Source organism: Alteromonas sp. 4NS20-0143, from assembly GCF_057542855.1.
The window spans coordinates 233561-248801 of record NZ_BAAJLR010000001.1; the positions used below are offsets into that span (position 1 = coordinate 233561).

Genomic DNA, 15241 nt, shown 5'->3' on the forward strand with positions numbered 1-15241 from the left:
TTTTGACTGCACAAAACACGACTGCACCTCATATGTTAGATTTAGCGGTACTAAACACCTACCTGACTACCGCGTGCCCAGAAATTGGGCACGTTCAGGAGGCTGAAAAGTTTTCTGGCGGCCAGTCGAACCCGACTTTCAAGCTACTTACTGACAATGGCACCTTTGTTTTACGGCGCCAGCCTCCGGGCAAGCTGCTTAAATCAGCGCATGCGGTAGACCGCGAATTCAGAGTAATTAATGCGCTGCAAAATTCTGAAGTACCGGTTCCGAAGGCGTATCACCTGTGCGAAGACCCAGATATTATCGGCAGTATGTTTTATATCATGGCCCATGTTGACGGTGATATTTTTTGGAATAGTGCGCTGCCTGAGATTGCTGCTTCCAGCACCCGTACGGCGATGTATGATGAAATGAACAGAGTGCTTGCGTCATTGCACAGCGTCGATGTTCAATCTGCAGGGCTTAGCGATTATGGAAAGCCCGGAAGTTATTTTGAACGCCAGTTAAGTCGCTGGACTAAACAATACCGAGCGTCTGAACTAGAGCATATTAAAGAAATTGAAGACCTTATAAGTTACTTAGAAGCTAATTTGCCTGATGATGATGGACAGGTTTCGTTGGTCCATGGCGACTTTAGACTCGACAACATGATGTTTGATATGTCTGATACCAACCAACCTAAGGTAATAGCTGTGCTTGATTGGGAGCTGTCTACACTTGGACACCCTTATTCAGACTTAGCGTATCAATGTATGCAGCTGCGCCTTCCTTCAGACATTGCTCACGCAGCAGGGTTAGGAGGGCTAGATCGCGAGGCTTTGGGTATCCCTTCAGAAAAAGCGTATATTGATGCGTACTGTAAACGACGGAATATTGGAAAAATTGATAATTGGACGTTTTATCTCGCGTTCAGTTTCTTCCGACTCGCCGCTATTTTACAAGGCGTAGTGAAGCGCGCTCACGATGGTAATGCATCTAGCGAGAAGGCGATGCAGTTGGGGGCGATGGTACGTCCTCTAGCGCAAATAGCGAATCAAACCATACACCAAGACAGTGAATAACAGTCACACTTGTTTCCTATGATTTAACCCTTGTGTTAATGCGTTTTGGGTTTTTTTGCCGAATACATAGAGAAAACAGAATACGGAGAAAAGATGAAAGCCATTGTATGTGAAGCCTTTGGGCCAGTAGATGATTTACGTGTAAAAGACGTTGCCGATCCTGTAGCAAAACCTGGGCATGTTGTTGTTGATGTTCAGGCGGCAGGGGTTAACTTTCCAGACGGGCTCTTGGTACAAGGCCTGTATCAAATGCAACCTGACTTTCCGTTTATTCCTGGCAACGAAGTGGCTGGAGTTGTCTGTGAAGTGGGTGAGGGAGTCGGTCACGTCAAAAAAGGACAACGGGTTATCGCGCTCTCTAATCTGGGCGGTTATGCAGAAAAAGTAGCTGTGAAAGCAAGCCACGTTATGCCGTTACCAGACCCTATTCATGTAAATGAAGGTGCGGCGCTTGTTACTGCTCATGCTACTGCTCACCATGCCTTAAAACAGCGTGCGAAGTTACAGCCTGGCGAGACGCTGGTTGTTACGGGTGCAGCTGGTGGCACCGGCCTAGCGGCGGTTCAAATTGGTAAAACAATGGGGGCTAAGGTAATTGCAGTATGTTCTACAGAAGAAAAGCTTGCCCTAGCAAAAGAGTATGGCGCAGATGTACTCATCAATTATAAAGACAAGGATCTCAAAGAGACGCTGAAAGAGGTGACGGGCGGTAAAGGTGCCGACGTTATTTATGAATGCGTTGGTGGTGATACTTTTCATGCTTGTAGTAGAAGTATGGCGTGGGAAGGTAGGTTGCTTGTTGTGGGGTTTGCTGGCGGAGAGATACCTAAGTTCCCAGTAAACTTAGCCCTAGTAAAAGGGTACTCGGTAATGGGCGTATTTTGGGGCTCGTTTACTCAGCACGATCCCAAAGGGTTTGCCGAAAATATGCAAGAACTCCTGACGTGGTATGTACAGGGAAAAGTAAAAGTCGTTGTTGATGAAGCCTTGCCTCTAGAGCAAGCAACTAAAGCGATGACAAAGGTTATGAATAGGGAAGTGAAAGGGAAAATGGTCATCACACCCTAGTTAGCTTTGCCACTTCCACTAAGCCCACATCACTGTGGGCTTTTTTATGTCTGTGTTAAACATGAGGCTGATAGGCGAGTAAACCGAGTAGGGCAAGATACGGTTCTTGAAAATGTCTCAGCAGATTGACACAGACGTAAATGAGAACATTCAGAGCAATTAATTAGAACAGCCAAAACAGTAGGCCTGAAGAGTTTAAATTAACGAAGTTTGCGACTTACTCAGATTGCGACAAAGTGTATGGCAACGCTGTATGAATAAGATGGGCTTGCTTTAGCGAGGTTTTACTATTTCGCGAAGTGATAATGCGTTGTGATACACGGTTAGATAGACCGTTAGAGCTGCGGCGCATTTTTTTAAAAATCGGTTGCGCTTGCTCTGAACTATTGAGATTTGGCTGGTGTTTAGCATCTTCTGCTGCAGCCAAATTGTGAGGAAAAAGGGCAGCCGTTAAACAAGTACTAAGCAACATCATGCTGGTAAATGTTTTCATCATTGGCTCTCTTCTAATGTTTAGTTCAGTCTCCGGTTTATTGCAGTATTTTATTACAGTACTGGGTGCAATAAACGAGAGAGAAAAGACGTCAGAGGCGGTTGCACTCGCCTCATTCGTCAGACTTTGTTTGTTCACCTCCATTACAACTAAAGTCGATGTAAAACAAAACAGAGTAGCTCATACCATGGTATGAAAATTTATACTGTATGCTAGGCAATGCAGCGGCTTTCTGTCTTGCGGTGAGGCCTCTCGTTATCGGCGGTGAGGCCTCTCTATTGGCGGTGAAGCCTCTCCATTGGCGGTGAAGCCTCTTACCACGCGGTGACGCCGCCATCAACGGCTATAGTTTGGCCGTTCATATAGCTGTTTCCAGGAGACAGCATTAGCATCATAGTGTTAACTATTTCCTGTGGCTCTCCTAGCCGCTTCATTGGGCTGCCCTGACCAAGTTGAGCTTGGGCTTCTGGTGTATTGTACCCGTCCACATTTAGAATGTTGGTTGGGCTGTAAAATGGGCATATTGCATTTACACGCACATTCTTTCTTCCATACTCTACTGCTGCGGTGCGAGTGACGCCGGCAACGGCATGCTTTGCTGCTGCATAGGCTGCGCCTTTCGGTGCGCCGCCGAGGCCAGCAAGAGAACTCACGTTTAACACATGCCCCTTTTTCTGAGCGAGCATGGCAGGAATTTGGTATTTCATGCCAAACATCACGCCTTTTACATTAACCCCAAACTGACTATCCATGATGGCCTCAGTCATTTCATGAACGGGCGCTGGCGTGTGAGCAATACCTGCGTTATTGACGGCAATATCCAAGCGACCAAATTTCTCTAACGCTGCGTCTACCAGCACCTTATTCAGACTTTCATCTGCAATGTTGCCTGCGATGCTCACCACATCGGTAACACTTTCAAGTTCATTTATTACCGAGTTGAGCGACGTTTCGTTTATATCGCTGAGCACGAGCTGTGCGCCGCGCTGTGCAAGCCCTGTGGCCAAAAGCCGGCCAAACCCGCTGCCTGCGCCAGTAATAAGCACAACGTGGTCGGTAAAGTTAAGTAGTGAATCCATGATGTTTCCTTAATGTGTTCTGAAATATCTAGGTCAACACGCCCTAGTAATTGTGAATAAATGAAATAAGAACCTGAGCTAATTCTTCACCCTTGTCCTCTTGTAAAAAGTGACCACCAGATTTAATTGTGGTGTGTTCTATTCCCTTACACCCTAAAATGGTGTGCTGCATAAATTTGTCACCGCCTGCCGTCACAGGATCGCTATCGCTAAAGGCGGTCATAAAGGGTTTGTTGAACTGCTTAAGCGACTGCCAAGCGTTTCGATTGGCTTGAGAGTCTGTGCTGTCGGGCTGTGTAGGAACCAAAAGGGGGAACATTCTTGCGCCCACTTTATAAGTCTCATCAGGAAATGGTGCGTCGTAAGCCGCTTTAACACTATCGGATAAGTCGGTTACTGTGCCTTTATCAATGATATCTGAGGTTGGAAACTCCGGCACGTCTTGAGAAAATCGACGCCATGCCGTAAATGCTTTACTGGGCTTTTGGTCGCCTGTGGGTAGCCCGGTATTTGCAGCCACTACACCAGAAAAGCGCTCAGGCATATCTGCCACAAGTCGAAGACCTAACAGGCCTCCCCAGTCTTGACAGAACAACGTAGCGGGTTGCTTCACGACCTGGTTAAACCATTCGCGTACCCAAATTAGGTGCCTTGCATAAGTGTAGTCGCTGCTGCGTGTAGGTTTGTCTGAACGACCAAACCCGATAAGATCGGGTGCAAGCACGTTGAATCCCGCATCAGCTAAAATAGGGATCATCTTTCGATACAGATAAGCCCAGGTTGGTTCACCGTGTAGTAAAACAACGGGATGACCGTCAGTCGGTCCTGCTTGGTAGTAGGCCATGGACAGTTCGCCGCTGACGGTATCAGTTACTTGAACATACTGTGGTTCGTACGGAAAATCAGAGATATTCGAAAAGGCGCTTTCAGGTGTTTTCAGTATCTGCATAGCTTACTTGTCCCTGTAAATTAAATGTAAAATAATTAACGGTATAATAACAAAAACACCCTTATCTCATTCTGTCAATTAATCTGTAACTCCTGTATTACCTAGCGTGAGAGCGGATCCGATGAAAAAACAGGGTTTCGTTGCCGTATTAAATATTGTGATAAATGTCTATAACACCAATAAACTTGGATGATTGGCAACACTGCAATAACATCCGGTTAACGTGATAAACAGGATATGGTTATGACTCAGACGGAAAACAAAGCAGTAGCGTATGATGTGCAGCAGGGTGTTGCCACGCTTACTATGCAGAGCGCACCAGTTAATGCACTCTCTCGAGCACTTCGCGTAGGCCTAATAGACGGCATTGAACAAGCGATTAACGACGAAAGCGTGAAAGCTATCGTGGTGACATCCGCACTGCCAATATTTTCAGGTGGCGCAGATATTAGCGAATTTGCAGGCGGTGATTTATCACCAAACTTACCTGAAGTTTTAGAGAAGATTGAAAACGCGTCAAAGCCGGTCGTTGCCGTTTTACCGGGGCCAGCGTTTGGCGGCGGTTTAGAAGTTGCCTTAGCATGCCATCATCGCATCACGTTTGCCGACATTAAAGTGGGTCTACCAGAAGTTAATCTAGGTATTTTACCAGGCGCTGGCGGAACGCAGCGTTTACCTCGCTTGGCAGATGCGCAAACAGCCTTAACAATGATAGTGACAGGTAAGCCCACTTCTGTACTCAAATTACCAGGCGTATTTGACAAGATATCAGATAAGCCGGAACACCTCTTAGAAGATACCAAAGCGTATTTAGCGTCGTTAGGTGGTGCAACAGCTATTAAGCGTACCTGTGATATTTCCTTAACAATGTCTGATGAAACACAAGCCGTTTTTGACGCAGTAGTCGCTCAAACGAAAAAAGCATCAAAAGGGTTTTTCGCACCGCTTAAATGTATCGAAGCGGTTCGCGGCGCATACACGTTAGCTTTTGAAGATGGCCTTAAAAATGAAGGCAAGTTGTTTATGGAGTGCATGAACACGCCACAAGCGCGAGCGCAGCAGCACTTTTTCTTTGCAGAGCGCGCGGCGGGTCATGTCGGTGACTTCGATAAATCAACACCTGAGCGCGCTATTGAGAAGGTAGCCATTATAGGCGCTGGAACCATGGGCGGCGGTATTGCGATGAACTTCGCCAATGCGGGTATTCCAGTAACGATGCTTGAGCTTAAAGAAGAAGCCTTACAGAAAGGGCTCGCTCTTATTCGCAAAAATTACGAAAACAGCGCTAAAAAAGGCAAGCTTACGCAAGAGCAAGTTGAATCTCGCATGGCACTGCTTAGCGGCACAACCACCTACGATGACTTAAGTGACGTAGATTTAGTGATTGAAGCTGTGTTTGAAAAGATGGAAGTGAAAAAGACGGTATTCTCAACGTTAGATAGAGTATGTAAACCAGGCGCTATTTTAGCTTCGAATACATCTACGCTTGATATCGATGAGATTGCTACGTCGACCTCTCGTCCACAAGACGTCATTGGGCTTCACTTCTTCTCTCCTGCTAACGTCATGCGTTTGCTTGAAGTCGTAAAAGCTGAGAAGACATCGCCTGAAGTTATTAAAACCTGCATGAAGATGGCTAAGCGCATCAAAAAAGTGGCAGTGCTAGTGGGTGTTTGCTTTGGTTTTGTTGGTAATCGAATGATTGAGCCATACGGGCGAGAAGCAAACCGCTTATTGTTAGAGGGCGCTTCACCAGAGCAAGTGGACAGGGTACTTACCGATTTCGGCATGCCTATGGGGCCATTTACAATGGGCGATATGGCTGGGCTTGATATTGGTTACTACGTTCGCCAGTCTCGCCAAGAACATATTGCCCACGACCCGGCTTACGGCGCTGTTGCCGACCGCTTGGTAGAAATGGATCGCAACGGCCTGAAAACCGGTCGCGGAACCTATAACTATGAACCGGGCAGTCGCGTTCCTATTCCAGACCCTGAAGTACTCGATATTGCGAAGAAAGAAGCACAGAGACTTGGTGTAGCGCAGCGCTCTGACATCAGCGATGATGAAATTTTGGTGCGAGTCATGTTCTCTCTTATCAACGAAGGTGCCTGTATTCTAGAAGAAGGCATCGCTGCTAAGTCTAGCGATATCGATGTGATTTACGTCTACGGCTATGGCTTCCCTGTGTTCCGTGGTGGTCCTATGCAGTATGCAGATGAAGTAGGGCTTCAGACTATTCTCGATAAGTTAACCACGTACCGCGACCAACTTGGCGACTACGGAAAGATGTGGCTAGAGCCTAGCGATTTACTTGTAAAATTGGCGCAAGAAGGCGGCAGTTTTAAGCACTATAAAAAATAAGGAACAATACTATGCGTGATGCAGTAATTGTTAGTACCGCAAGAACACCTATTGGCCGTGCCTACAAGGGCGCGCTCAATAATCTACCTGCGCCGTCACTTGGCGGGCATGCGATAAAGCATGCAGTTTCTCGCGCTGGTATTGATCCAGCAAGCGTAGATGATGTTGTGATGGGTGCAGCCCTAACACAAGGCAGTGGAGGAATGAACATTGGTCGCCTAGCAGCGCTTGCTGGCGACCTACCAACGTCCGTTGCTGGAATGACATTAGACAGGCAGTGTAGCTCTGGCATGTATGCTATTGCGACGGCAGCGAATGCAATTCGCACCGGCGATACCAACATCATGGTTGCTGGCGGTTTAGATTCTATTTCACTAGTGCAAAACAAAAGCATGAATATGCATCGTGCGGTAGACCCAGCATTAGTTGCAAAGCATAAAAATATTTATATGCCTATGCTGCAAACCGCTGAAGTGGTTGCTAAGCGATACAACATCAGCCGTGATGTGCAAGACGAGTACGGCTATCAAAGCCAAATGCGAACAGCCGCGGCTCAGTCAGCAGGCAAGTTTGATGACGAAATCGTACCGATTACGGCAACGCAGACACTCTTTAATAAAGAGACTGGCGAAACAAGCGAACGCGAAGTCACGCTGTCTAAAGATGAAGGCAATCGTCCAGAAACATCACTGGAAGGTTTACAAAGCTTAAACCCGGTGATTGAAGGCGGGTGTATTACCGCAGGTAACGCAAGCCAACTATCTGACGGTGCAAGCGCTACTGTTATTATGGATGAGCACTCTGCGGCAAAAGGCAAAGGGCAACCCCTTGGTATTTATCGCGGGATTGCGGTTGCAGGATGTGAACCAGATGAAATGGGAATTGGCCCTGTATTTGCCATTCCTAAGCTATTAAAGCAGCATGGATTAACCATGGACGACATTGGTCTATGGGAGCTTAATGAAGCATTTGCAGTACAGGTATTGTATTGCCGTGACAAGTTAGGCATTCCAGACGAATTATTAAACGTTAACGGCGGTGCCATTTCTATTGGTCACCCCTATGGCATGAGCGGTGCTCGTATGGTGGGTCATTCACTCATCGAAGGTAAAAGACGTGGTGCGAAATTTGTTGTTTGCACTATGTGTATCGGTGGCGGCATGGGCGCTGCTGGTTTATTTGAAGTTCTATAGGTAATTAGTATGGAAGGTTATAAAGCTCCACAACGCGACGCCATGTTTGTAACACATGAGCTACTCGACTTTCAAAGTCACTATCAAAAGCTAGGCTTCGATGAAGCCTCTGAAGACTTGGTATCAGCCATTTTTTCTGAAGCAGCGAAGTTTTCAGAAAACACGCTAGCCCCAATTAATCAGTCGGGCGATGAAGAAGGCTGTAAATGGGAAGACGGTGTGGTAACAACACCTAAAGGCTTCAAAGAAGCTTATCAGACCTATGTAGAAGGCGGTTGGCCGAGTATGGCGCATCCGGAAGAGTTTGGCGGACAAAACCTACCTTACTCACTGGCTTCTATTATTGCCGAATGGTTCTCTGGTGCTAACCACTCATGGGCAATGTACCCAGGCCTAAGTCAAGGCTGCATGGAAACATTAAAAGCGCACGGTACTAAAGAGCAGCAAGAAAAGTTCCTTCATAAGCTTATTAGCGGTGAATGGACGGGCACCATGTGTCTTACAGAAGCGCACTGTGGTTCTGATCTTGGTATGCTGAAGTGTCGCGCCGAGCCACAAGAAGATGGAAGTTATAGCCTTACTGGCACTAAGATTTTCATCTCTGCTGGTGAGCACGATATGTCTGAAAATATCGTACACATTGTACTTGCCCGTTTACCGGATGCGCCAGAGGGCACAAAAGGTATTTCGTTATTCGTTGTTCCTAAATTCAACGTGTCTGACGACGGCGAGAAGCAAGATAGAAACGCAGTAAGCTGCGGCAGTATCGAACATAAAATGGGCATCAAAGCGAGCGCGACGTGCGTAATCAACTTTGATGGCGCGAAAGGGTTCCTAATTGGTCCTCCTAACCGCGGCTTAAACTGTATGTTTACCTTTATGAACACTGCACGTATCGGCACTGGTCTTGAAGGTTTGGCGGCATCAGAAGCGTCTTTCCAGGGTGCGCTTAAGTATGCCAAAGACAGAGTGCAATTTCGTTCAATGACAGGACGCAAGAACCCAGACGGTCCTGCGGATCCTATTATTGTGCACCCAGACGTGCGTCGTATGCTGTTAACGCAAAAAGCATTTGCCGAAGGTAACCGTGCTTTAGCTGCGTACTGCATGCAAATGGTAGACGTAACGCTTTACGGCGACGATGAAGTTGCTAAGCAAACAGCAGAAGCAAAACTTGCATTCTTGACGCCGATTGTAAAAGCGTTTTTGACTGAAACCGCGCAGGAAACCACAAGCTACGGTATGCAGGTTTACGGCGGCCATGGTTTCATTAAAGAGTGGGGCATGGAGCAGCTTGCACGTGATACGCGTATTTGTACTATGTACGAAGGCACCACGGGTATTCAGGCAGTGGATCTACTTGGCCGTAAGGTAATGGGGTCTAACGGTGAATTGCTCAATGTATTTGTTCAGGAAGTTCGCGATTACTGTAACTCTCTTCGTGACAATGCACAGTTTAGCGCGTGGACAAACGCCCTCAATTCTCACCTCGATGAGTGGCAGCAAGTAACCATGGATATCGGTAAAGCGGCTGCGTCTAACCCAGATGAAATTGGCGCGGCGTCAGTTGATTACCTTATGTATTCTGGTTATGTCACAGTAGCTTACTTCTGGCTTCGTATGGCAGTAAAAGCGCAAGAGCAGCTTGATGCCGGAAGCACAGAAACTGAATATTATAAGAGTAAAATACTGACTACAGGCTTCTACTTTGACCGTTTGCTGACTCGCACGCGCTCACTAGTATCAGCGATGCAGTCAGGTGCAGACAACCTAATGTCTATGCCTGAAAGCATGTTTGCCGTTGAGTAATTAACGCTTACAACATCTTGTGGTAAAAGCCGGGTGGGGGTGAATGCGCTAATACGTATTTCACCCTTCCCGGCTTTTTTATTTCCTGCCTATGAGGGAGTGTTATGTTGCAATCGCAATACGTGACAATTGATGGAAAACGCATTCACTATTTGAGTAAAGAGCCTTCAGCGGCTTTAGGTAGAGAGCCTTCAGCGGGCTTAGGTAGAGAGCCCTCAGCGGAGGTAGGTAAAGAGCCCTCAGCGGGCTTATGTAAAGAGCCTTCATCGCAACTAGGTAAGGAACTCACCAGTGATAATACATTGTTTGTATTATTTCATGGCTTTCCTGAAAACGCCCATGCATGGGAAGCTTTTATTCTTACCTTACCTTCGCACTACGATATTGTTGCGCCAGACTTACCTGGTTATCATCTTTCCGATCCCTTAAGTGAAGAACGGCAATATGAAGTTCCTACGTTAATAAAACGTATGGCCACCTTTATTGAGAAGGTTAAAAAAGGCAGAAAGGTGATTCTGGTTGCTCACGACTGGGGAGGTGCTATTGCTTGGCCGCTCACTGCTTTTCATCCCGACTTAATTCATAAACTGGTTATATTGAATGCTGCGCATCCATCCACATTCACTCAATCTTTAATCGTTAGCAAACAACAACGAGTGAAGAGCCAGTATATCTCTTCGCTACGTGATAAAAACACAGTGTCGAGTTTGATATCGACAGATTTCAAATTACTTAAAGACATGCTTGGAGAGACGTTTTTTGAGCAGCAATGGGATTATGCCTCCACGTTGTTGAATGATTGGAGTCAAGAGGCACGCCTTAGCGCAATGCTTAATTACTACAGATGCATGCCTCAAGATATCCCTTCTGTTGATGCGTCGGACGAAGAGCTACAGGCTATACATGTTCCCAATATTCATATTGGGGTACCTACGCTAGTGCTGTGGGGAAGAAACGATTTGGCGTTTGATGATGCAGTGCTACACGGGATTGAAAAGTATGTACCTCATTGTGAGGTTATTTATCACGAAACCGCAACACATTGGATCCACAGAGAGTTTCCAACCTGGGCGTCTGATAGAGTGCTAGCGTTTATTTAGCGCTTATTTAACGTTTTATTTATCAATGATAGGAGCTGGGCTATCTTAACTATGAGGCTATATAGCCTATTAGGCTGCCATTAAATCAAAGAAAGCGCCTTATGAGGCGCTTTTTATGCTCTAACGATTCGTGAGTCTTAAATTCTGCTGTTTAGCTCTTCAGAGATTGGAGAAGACTGCAGTCCCTGTTCTGCTATCCATGCTTGCAGTGTTTTACCGTCTGCTTCAGGCGTTTGTAAAACTTTACTTGGCATTTTCTTAACCAGTAATGTACCTACTTCAACCGCATTGCTAGAAAGTGCTGTTCTAATCAAGCTTTGCCCACCACACGATATACCCGAGTAATAATCATGTAATTTTAATCTGTAATCTGACTGCACACGACGCATCTTTTTACGTAGTTCGCCTTTGTCGTCTGCTTCTACAATAGTGCAGATGTTAGCAAGGGCATCATTAATATCGTCTGCCTGAGCAACGTTTGAAAAGGCGACAGTAGACGCAGCGATAAGTAAAGAAGATTTAACTATTTTCAACATGGTTAAAATTCCTATTCGATATGGGGTGGTTGTTTTGTGTACGACTTAATTAAACGCAATGTCGGGGAAAGCAAAAACATACAAACAGATAACTAAGTATGAGCATTCATACCCTATACTAAAGTTCATGCTACTTTAGTGTTGCTTTTAGCTTTTAGTATTAATGATTTGCGTGTTTTAAATGCGCTTTATCGCCAATGATTGAAAATCACAATTTTGTTAGAAAAGGGGGTTGCTAGTGTCGAAAGGCAAACATAGAAAAGCCCCAATCAGCTTATAAACTCATTGGGGCTTAACATGAGGTGTTTAACAATTGATATCTAAAAGGCTCAGTGAGGCTTAAAGGTGCTCGCTACTTCCATAATCTGCTCTCGCATCCACATATGGGCATAGTCATGGTCAGCACTGACGTGCCAATACAGATAATATTCTACTGGCGGTAAATCAAAAGGCACTTCATAAATAGCAAGGTCGTAGTGCTTGGCCAAATGGAATGGCAAACACGCAATCAAATCGGTCTTAACAATGGTGCTTGGCACTGTTAAGAAGTGCTGTCCGCGCATCACTTCTTTCCGACGCTTACCCATTTTATCCAGTGCAACATCGATAGAGCCTGCTCCCGACTTTCTTTGAGACACATTAATATGACCTAAGCGCAAAAACGTTTCTAAATCGAGGCCGTTCTTAAGCGCCGGATGATTTTTTCTCGCTAATACCACAAACCGATCTTGAGCAATTTTATCTTTGCATAAATGAGGGTCGGTAAAGGTAGATGCATCGGCAAAAAAATCTAATGTGCCGCTTGCCATTGCTGACACCACCTGGCTTCGTGGAATTTCGTAATTGGTTATACCGATATTAGGTGCTAAATTTTGAAGGCGAGACACTAGGCGGGGCATAATACTCGCTTCTAACAAGTCTCGACTCGCAAAATTAAATGATTTTTCAGCCGTAAGCGGGTCGAAAGTGTGACTTTCTTGCACACTTTTTCGCAATAGAGCGAGTGCTTGTCTTGCAGGAACAATGATATTTTGCGCTACGGGCGTTGGCGTCATACTGTGACCTGTGCGCACGAATAAGGGATCGTTTAACATCTCTCTTAATCTTGCTAATGAGTTACTCACGGCAGGTTGCGTTATACAGAGGACATCGGCTGCTTTTGTTAAGCTGCCAGCTGTGTATATCGCATCAAACACAGCAAAAAGGTTCAAGTCGACTCTATTGAGATTCATAAGTAATCCTTCAGTGGGGCGAGTGCCCTGAAAAAGCCAATAGATAAAACGGAAGCTATGATGACGTAATTAAATGTCACAATTATGTTCACAGCAACCACTAATTGTTTACGAGAGTGTAACAAGAATATTTATAAATACCTATTATTAAAAGTTAATTGAAACATTCATCTTAGTAATAGTAGTTTAGTAACATTACAAATAGGACAGGATACAAACCAATGAAAACACTCATCGATTTATCAGTAGGCGATACATTTGAACAGTCAGAATGGCTTGTCGTGTCACAAGACATGATAACTCAGTTTGCCAATGCCACTGGCGACCACCAATGGATCCATTTAGATGAAGCACGCTGCGCTAAAGAAAGCCCATTTAAAACAACCATTGCTCACGGCTTTCTATCTGCATCGTTGATGCCCAATGCATTTTCACAAGTTGTAGGGCACAGCGATAAAATTGCTTCAACGATAAACTATGGCATGGATAAGCTACGCTTTTTAGAGCCTGTGAGACGTGATGATGCTATTCGATATCAATTTAAAGTCACTGATATTTCTGATAAACCTCAGGGTAAATTGTATAAGGTCGAAGCTAGCTGCATGCTAAAATCAAGCGGAAAACCCGCACTGGTCGGGACATTTTTAATGCTTGCTGTATTGGCCTAACGCTAACCCTTTCGTTTACTTTAAGCTCGGTTTTAGGGTAGGGCGACAGAAAATCTGTAAAAAGTTTGGACGTTTGGTGTATGAAAAAATGCGGGTGCAGATGAGAAGGACTTGGTGGTTTAAAGGTTTGATGGTTAAAAGGTTTAGTAACGTTAATGCAACTTGAAATAAGCAGTTGATAGTTAGCGGCAGCCGTTGCTAAAGTTCAATACAGCTTACGTAAAACGAACTTGTAAAAACATAAAGCTGTACACATAAAGCAAAGCCGAAACCAATTCAGCGGATAGTGCGCACCGTGTATAAAAAGCACGGCGCACAGTGTCCGCTTAGCTGTTTTCACATCATTGATGTTTTAACTATTAGCTGTACTCGCTTATGACGCGTCGTCAGCAGCATCTTCAATGGCGTCGCCAGCGCTTTCAATATCTTCTCCAGCGCCTTCAACCGTGGCACAGCCGCCAATGCTTGCACCCATTACTAGTGCAAAAAACGCTGTTCTTAAAATCTTTGACTCTATTAACTTATTCATAATGTATCTCCGTTTTATGATTTGAATAGTCATTCTATCCATTGGTTGTCGCACATCAGTGTTTACTGAGTTTCTTCTTTGTCCTTGAGCATAGTGTCAAGGTTATCGCTCCCTTTTGAATTAAAATCCAAAGTACGAATTGGGAACGGAATTAGAATATCGTTTTCTTCCAGCACGGTTTTAACCGTACAGACTGCATCGTGGCGAACGTCCATGAAGCCATGTTCACCCGGATAGCTTATCCAAAACCACAGCACTAGATTAATACTAGAGTCGCCAAAGGATTCGGCATATACCGCAGTTTCATCATTAATAATGACGTATTCTTTGTCTTTCATCGCCTCGACAATGACCGTGCCGGCTTTCTCAATATCATCGGCATAGGATATGCCAACAGGAACTTCTATCCGTCTTTTTCCGAGGGTGGAGTAGTTAGTAAGAATATTTCTAAACAAAATCTTGTTCGGAATAACTTCTAACTGGCCGTAAAATGTTTCTACCAATGTATTGCGCAGGTTAATACTTTTTACGTTACCAAATACGCCTTCTGCTTTTATTACATCACCAATTTCAAACGGCTTGCGGATGCCCATTGCGATACCGGCGATAAAGTTCTCTGTCATATCCTGAAACGCAAAACCGATAGCTAGGCCAATAATACCTGCGCCGGCCAACAGCGATGTCACCGTGCCCTTTAATCCCACGAAATCAAGAGCAATAAAAATACCGGCGATCAAAACAAGCGATTTAACAATAGAAGTAAGTAACCCCGCAATCTGGCGAGATTCAAACGTACGACGCATCACAGTACCGGCGATATTTCCTACAATCCTTGCGATAAAGCCAAATGCGATAGCAATCAGCAATGCAACCACTATGTTAGGAAGAATAGTTATTGCGCTTTCCATCCAAGTTTCTAGCTTTCCGGTGAGCAATTTATACACGTCGTCGATGCGAGGTATTTCCATAAGCGTGTTGTTTTCTTCTATTTGTGACTAATAAAAGGGAGTTAACAAGAACCGTTCCGCATTTCCAAGTTTTTTAAGGTTATGAATTTGTTGATGTTTATATTTCATTCTGAACAAGAGAGCTGCAGGTCGTGTACTAATTTCACACCTAATCCGCAATTTCTACCCATTATTATCGATATTCACCGC

14 protein-coding genes are annotated in these 15241 nt (G+C 45.1%); 7 read left to right on the forward strand and 7 right to left on the reverse strand.

Annotated elements, in window-relative coordinates; translation table 11 throughout:
* The first annotated feature begins 32 nt into the window (after nucleotides 1–32).
* Complete coding sequence (locus AC27HD_RS00965; RefSeq protein ID WP_487103880.1) at nucleotides 33–1064, forward strand: phosphotransferase family protein; 1032 nt, start codon at nucleotides 33–35, stop codon at nucleotides 1062–1064.
* A gap of 93 nt (nucleotides 1065–1157) precedes the next feature.
* Nucleotides 1158–2132 carry an NADPH:quinone oxidoreductase family protein gene (locus AC27HD_RS00970; RefSeq protein WP_487103220.1) on the forward strand — a complete coding sequence of 325 codons (975 nt, stop codon included), beginning with the start codon at nucleotides 1158–1160 and terminating at the stop codon, nucleotides 2130–2132.
* A gap of 217 nt (nucleotides 2133–2349) precedes the next feature.
* Here the strand turns inward: AC27HD_RS00970 and AC27HD_RS00975 are convergent, their stop codons facing one another.
* The 3 genes from AC27HD_RS00975 to AC27HD_RS00985 all read right to left on the reverse strand — a co-directional run bounded on the left by AC27HD_RS00975 (nucleotide 2350) and on the right by AC27HD_RS00985 (nucleotide 4653).
* Nucleotides 2350–2628, reverse strand: coding sequence for a hypothetical protein (locus AC27HD_RS00975; protein WP_152561564.1), 279 nt, complete (start codon nucleotides 2626–2628; stop codon nucleotides 2350–2352).
* Nucleotides 2629–2939: 311 nt separating this feature from the next.
* Nucleotides 2940–3704, reverse strand: coding sequence for an SDR family NAD(P)-dependent oxidoreductase (locus AC27HD_RS00980; RefSeq protein WP_487103222.1), 765 nt, complete (start codon nucleotides 3702–3704; stop codon nucleotides 2940–2942).
* Nucleotides 3705–3747: 43 nt separating this feature from the next.
* The gene (locus tag AC27HD_RS00985) at nucleotides 3748–4653 is read right to left on the reverse strand and encodes a haloalkane dehalogenase (protein ID WP_487103224.1); all 906 of its coding nucleotides are present in this window, start codon (nucleotides 4651–4653) and stop codon (nucleotides 3748–3750) included.
* 243 nt (nucleotides 4654–4896) lie between these two features.
* Here AC27HD_RS00985 and AC27HD_RS00990 point away from each other — a divergent pair, with 243 nt between their 5' ends.
* The 4 genes from AC27HD_RS00990 to AC27HD_RS01005 all read left to right on the forward strand — a co-directional run bounded on the left by AC27HD_RS00990 (nucleotide 4897) and on the right by AC27HD_RS01005 (nucleotide 11119).
* On the forward strand, nucleotides 4897–7017 hold the full coding sequence (locus AC27HD_RS00990; RefSeq protein ID WP_487103226.1) for a 3-hydroxyacyl-CoA dehydrogenase NAD-binding domain-containing protein: 2121 nt from the start codon (nucleotides 4897–4899) through the stop codon (nucleotides 7015–7017).
* An 11-nt stretch (nucleotides 7018–7028) separates the two neighbouring features.
* Nucleotides 7029–8210 carry an acetyl-CoA C-acyltransferase gene (locus AC27HD_RS00995; RefSeq protein ID WP_032096579.1) on the forward strand — a complete coding sequence of 394 codons (1182 nt, stop codon included), beginning with the start codon at nucleotides 7029–7031 and terminating at the stop codon, nucleotides 8208–8210.
* 9 nt (nucleotides 8211–8219) lie between these two features.
* Nucleotides 8220–10019 carry an acyl-CoA dehydrogenase C-terminal domain-containing protein gene (locus AC27HD_RS01000; protein WP_032096578.1) on the forward strand — a complete coding sequence of 600 codons (1800 nt, stop codon included), beginning with the start codon at nucleotides 8220–8222 and terminating at the stop codon, nucleotides 10017–10019.
* A gap of 104 nt (nucleotides 10020–10123) precedes the next feature.
* The gene (locus tag AC27HD_RS01005) at nucleotides 10124–11119 is read left to right on the forward strand and encodes an alpha/beta fold hydrolase (protein WP_487103228.1); all 996 of its coding nucleotides are present in this window, start codon (nucleotides 10124–10126) and stop codon (nucleotides 11117–11119) included.
* Between the two features lie 137 nt (nucleotides 11120–11256).
* On the opposite strand, the gene AC27HD_RS01010 is transcribed toward AC27HD_RS01005, so the two are convergent.
* Nucleotides 11257–11655 carry a DUF3718 domain-containing protein gene (locus AC27HD_RS01010; protein ID WP_032096577.1) on the reverse strand — a complete coding sequence of 133 codons (399 nt, stop codon included), beginning with the start codon at nucleotides 11653–11655 and terminating at the stop codon, nucleotides 11257–11259.
* Between the two features lie 329 nt (nucleotides 11656–11984).
* Nucleotides 11985–12887, reverse strand: coding sequence for a LysR family transcriptional regulator (locus tag AC27HD_RS01015; RefSeq protein ID WP_487103230.1), 903 nt, complete (start codon nucleotides 12885–12887; stop codon nucleotides 11985–11987).
* A gap of 221 nt (nucleotides 12888–13108) precedes the next feature.
* Between AC27HD_RS01015 and AC27HD_RS01020 the strand changes: the two genes are divergently transcribed.
* Complete coding sequence (locus tag AC27HD_RS01020; protein ID WP_032096575.1) at nucleotides 13109–13555, forward strand: MaoC/PaaZ C-terminal domain-containing protein; 447 nt, start codon at nucleotides 13109–13111, stop codon at nucleotides 13553–13555.
* 373 nt (nucleotides 13556–13928) lie between these two features.
* Here AC27HD_RS01020 and AC27HD_RS01025 read toward each other — a convergent pair whose 3' ends face one another.
* Together AC27HD_RS01025 and AC27HD_RS01030 are read right to left on the reverse strand one after the other, a co-directional pair.
* Nucleotides 13929–14084: an entericidin A/B family lipoprotein gene (locus AC27HD_RS01025; protein WP_081926709.1), complete on the reverse strand. Its 156-nt coding sequence runs from the start codon at nucleotides 14082–14084 to the stop codon at nucleotides 13929–13931.
* 62 nt (nucleotides 14085–14146) lie between these two features.
* Nucleotides 14147–15052 (reverse strand): mechanosensitive ion channel family protein, encoded by a 906-nt coding sequence (locus tag AC27HD_RS01030; protein WP_032096574.1) that lies wholly within the window; start codon nucleotides 15050–15052, stop codon nucleotides 14147–14149.
* Between the last annotated feature and the right edge of the window lie 189 nt (nucleotides 15053–15241).